We start from the raw sequence: 4284 nt of genomic DNA on the forward strand, positions 1-4284 counted from the left end.
CCGGCGCGGCTTCCGGCGGCGATGCGGCGGGCGAGCCGCGCCGGCGCCGGCGGTCCACGTTGCGCGGCGTCGCGGTGTCCGCGGGCGATGCGGCCGTCGGCCTGCGCCAGCGCGCGGCGCGGTGGCTCGCGGCGCTGTTGGCCCACGAGCCGCGACGGCGCCGCGGCTCGGTTCTCCTGTACGCCCTGCGCGTCGCGGTCCAGGTGTTCCGGCAGTGGGCGCGCGATCGCTGCCCGCAGCAGGCGGCGTCGCTCGCGTTTCAGACCGTGCTGTCCATCGTGCCGACGCTGGCGCTCGCGCTGTCGGCGCTGCGCGCGACCGGCAACATCGGCGCCGAGTCCACCCTGGTCGAGTTCATGTCGCAGACGTTCATCCCGGTGTCGCCCAAGGACATCGCGGAGACGCTCACGCGCTGGTCCGAGAACGTCACGTTCAAGACCCTCGGCGTCGCGGGGCTCGTCCTCACCCTCGCCGTGGCGTTCGTGATGTTCAACACGCTCGACCGGGTGATGAACGACATCTGGCGAACCGAGCGGCGCCGGCCGTTGGCGCAGAAGCTCGTCGTGTTCTACGCGGCGATCACGGTGCTGCCGCTCGCCGCTGGCCTTACCTTGTTGAAGGCACAACAAGCTGGACTCACCGATGGCTTCGCGGGCTTGCTGCTCGGCTTCGGCGTGAGTACGGCCGCCGCGTTCACCGCGATCTACGTGCTGCCGCGCACGCGGGTCCACCTGCGCGCCGCGCTCGCCGGCTCGCTCGTGTTCGCGGTGCTATTCGAGATCGCGAAGGCGCTGTTCAAGGCGTACGCCACCGAGGTCGCATTCGCGAAGTATGCCGGTATCTACGGTGCGGTCGCGATCGTGCCGATCTTGCTGCTGTGGATCTATTACAGCTGGCTCGTGTTGCTGCTCGGCTGCGAGGTCGCGTTCGCGGCCCAACACCTGCACCTGCTCGAGCGCGGCGACCGGCGGCGGCGCATGTCACTCGAACGGGAGTTGCTCGAGCGCGTCAACGGCGTGGTCGCCTCCCGCGTGATGGTGGCGATCGCCGAGGCGTACCTCACCGGTCGCAAGGCGATCTCGCGCCGCGCGATCGCGGACCGCTTCGACCTGTCCGACGAGGTGGTCGACCGGATCGTGCAGCGACTGAAGGAGGCCGACCTGGTGTTCGAGGTCGAAGGCGATCTCGTCGGCCTGATGCCGGCGCGGCCGCCGTCCGAGATCGCGCTCGCAGACGTGCTGGCCGCGTTTCGCAGCGACGACGTGTCGGACGCTCGCCCGGGGCGGGTGACGACGCGACTCGACCGGGTGCTGCGCGAGATCGACAGCGACGTGCGGCAGAAGACCGGAACGCTCACCCTCGACCAACTCGTGGACCGCTGAACAGTCCTGCCGTTGCGGTCACAACAGGTGGGTCACCACGTAGTGGCCGGCGCGGCCGAGCGAGAACGCGCCGTAGGCGATGAGCAGGATCCCGACCGTGCGCGTTACCCACACCATCTTGGCGCCGAGCACGCGCTTGCCCCGGTCCGACAAATACGCGACGAACGCGAACCACAGAAACGAGCCGGCGCCGATGCCGAACGCGGCCGTGACCCCTTCGGCGCGGGTCGCCTCGGCCAGAAACGACCCGACGATCACGACCCAGGTGATGATCGCGGCCGGATTCATCAAGATCAGCGCCACGCCGACCACGAACCCGGTCCACATGGACCCGGCCGACGGCGGCTCCCGCGGCGCGTCCACGTCGGCGCGCACGGCCGGCTGCGTCCGCAAGGTCAACGCGCCGTACAGAATCAGCACGACCCCACTGATGGCGTACAGGATCGGCGGCACGCCCGGGTGGGCCCGCAAGATGGGGCCGACGCCGACGACGCCCAAGAAGGCGTACAGGCAGTCGGCGCACGCGCCGCCGGCGCCGACCGCGATCGCCCGGCGCAGGTGGTGCCGGTAGGCCGACTCGATCACCGCCACGTTGACCGGACCGATCGGAACCCCGGTGAGCGCGCCGATCAGGGCGCCGATGAAGAAGTAGGTGATCACGCGGTCGGCGGAACGTAACAGAAAATGGCCGCCGTCTGACCGGCCGCCGGAGATCCCGCGGCAGCCGCCGGCGACGGCTGCGGCGCCGGGCGGCGGGTCTGCCGCACCCCCCGCGTTCGGTCCGGCGGCTGGCGGGCGGCGTGGTATGACAGGGACGTGTCCGACGCGGCCGTCACATGGGTGGGCCACGCCACCGCCCTGGTGGAGTTGGCAGGCGAGCGCGTGCTGATCGACCCGCTCGGCCGCCGTCGCTGCCGCGGACTGGCGCCCACCGCGATCCTCATCACCCACGCGCACGTCGACCACCTCAACCGTTGGACCCTCGCCGTGCTCGACCGCGGGGCCGCGCTGTACGTGCCCAAGGGAGCGGGCCGGTACGTGGCCGATCTCGGCTTCCGCACCGTCCGCGAGGTCGAACCGGGCGATGCGTTCGCGGTCGGCCACCTCGACGTGGTGGCGGTGCCGACCCGGCACGACCCGGGCCGCTGGCGCAAGGGCGACGCGCCGATCTGCACCGGCTACGTCGTCACCGGCGCGGGGCATGCCGTCCACCACAGCGGCGACGTGGACATGTCGGACTTCGACGTGTTCGACGCCATCGGCGAGCAGTTCGACCTGGACGCCACGCTGCTGCCGATCGGCGGCATCTTGCCCGTCTGGTACTACCGCGCCCGCCGGGGCGCCAAGGACCGCGGGGTCCACATCGACCCGGACACGGCGCTCGACCTGGCGCGCCGGTTGCGCGCCAAGACGTTCGTCCCGGTCCACTACGGCACGGTGCAGATTCCTTTCGGGCCCGCCCGCACGGCGCCGCGGCGCCTCGCCCGGGTCGCCCGCGAGCGAAACGAGTCGGAGCGCGTGCGCATCCTCGGCCACGGCGAGTCGATGGCGCTTGCCCGGCCGCGGCTGCTCGGGGCGGCCGGCGGCCGCGCGCGTGCCGCAGAGTGACGGCGGTCGCGGTCAGCCCTGCGCCAGGTAGTAGTGGCTGCCGCGGCGAAACTCGCGCACCCCGCCGATCACGCTCACGGCGAGTCCGGCCGACACCAGCCACAGCGCCCAGCCGGGCGCCCCGGCGCGGCTCGCGATCACACCCGCCGCGACGAGCGCCGCCGTGCCGAGCGTGCGCAGCCCCCATTCGAGCGCGCCGGCCGCGGCCCGATGGTGCGCCAACAAGTTGTCGAGCCCGCCGAGCGCCAGCTCGAACGCGAGGATCGCGACCGGGATCCACACGGGAAGCCGCGTGACCACCACGACCGCGATCACCAGCCCCGGCAGCGCGATCGCGCCGGCGACCCGCGCCGCATCCGCCGGCGACCAGCCGGGCCTACCGCGGGCGGCCAATTCGCGCACGCCCGCCGTGAAGTAGTCCACCGCGCTGAGCCACGTGAGCGCCACGATCGCGACGACGATCGCCGAGCTGGCGACGTCGACGCCGCCGAGCCACAGCGTCGCATCCACCGCGGCGCACGCCCCGACCATGATCCACGGGCCGCGCCGGAGCCGCCGCTCGCGCGCCCACGCGAACGCGGCGCCGGCGGCGACGGCGACGGTGAACGCGGCGAGCACCCAGGCGGTCGCCCGCGAATCGCCGATCAACCGAAACGCCAACACGGTGATCGCGCCTTGCATCTGCACCCACGTCTTGACCTTCGCCAGATAGCTCGTGCGGAACCGCACGCCGCGCCGCTCGTACGCGGTGCGCAGCGCCGTCACCAACAGCTCGCGCAAGAAGATCAGCGCGACCGGCACGAACGGGAAGTAGCCCAGGTGCACGAACGGGACGAACAGCGCGACGATGAACAGCTTGTCGGCGATCGGATCGAGCAGCGACCCGAGGACGGTCGGGCCGTGCTTGCGGGCGAGGTAGCCGTCGAGCGTGTCCGTGAGCGCGACGGCCACCGCGATCGCGAGCGCCGCCCACTGGCCCGCCTCGCCCTGGTAGAGCAGCCACGCCATCCCCGGCATGGCCGCGATGCGCACGGCCGTGACCTGGTTCGCCGTGACCCCCGAGCGTGTGCGACGCCCCGCCACGCGCGGAACCTACCACGGAGCCGAGCCCTACCTCCACACGCCGCGGGCGGTCGCGCGCTGCCGCGCGGCCCGGCAATCGCCTGCTAGGAGGCTGTTGCGTATAGGCGCGCCAGCGAGGTTGCGAGATGCGAGGCGAGGTTCGGCGCACGCCCGAAGCGCACGAGGGCGCGTATAAACATACGGAACCGAAGGGCGCGAGGACGTACGCCGA

4 protein-coding genes are annotated in these 4284 nt (G+C 72.2%); 2 read left to right on the top strand and 2 right to left on the bottom strand.

All coding sequences use genetic code 11. The features are described from left to right. A partial coding sequence (locus tag D6689_14335) for a YihY family inner membrane protein (protein ID RMH40245.1) occupies positions 1–1382 on the top strand: 1382 nt, incomplete at its 5' end. Between the two features lie 18 nt (positions 1383–1400). Here the strand turns inward: D6689_14335 and D6689_14340 are convergent. Further along, positions 1401–2333 (bottom strand): hypothetical protein, encoded by a 933-nt coding sequence (locus D6689_14340; GenBank protein ID RMH40248.1) that lies wholly within the window; start codon positions 2331–2333, stop codon positions 1401–1403. Between D6689_14340 and D6689_14345 the strand changes: the two genes are divergently transcribed. Further along, positions 2199–2990, top strand: coding sequence for an MBL fold metallo-hydrolase (locus D6689_14345; protein ID RMH40246.1), 792 nt, complete (start codon positions 2199–2201; stop codon positions 2988–2990). The two genes, D6689_14340 and D6689_14345, sit on opposite strands and share 135 nt — an antisense overlap. Before the next feature lie 12 nt (positions 2991–3002). Here D6689_14345 and D6689_14350 read toward each other — a convergent pair whose 3' ends face one another. Beyond that, a complete protein-coding gene (locus D6689_14350) occupies positions 3003–4073 on the bottom strand; it encodes a hypothetical protein (GenBank protein RMH40247.1) in 1071 nt (356 codons plus the stop codon). Positions 4074–4284: the final 211 nt, after the last annotated feature.

Source organism: Deltaproteobacteria bacterium, from assembly GCA_003696105.1.
In the GTDB taxonomy this organism is placed as follows: domain Bacteria; phylum Myxococcota_A; class Polyangia; order Haliangiales; family J016; genus J016.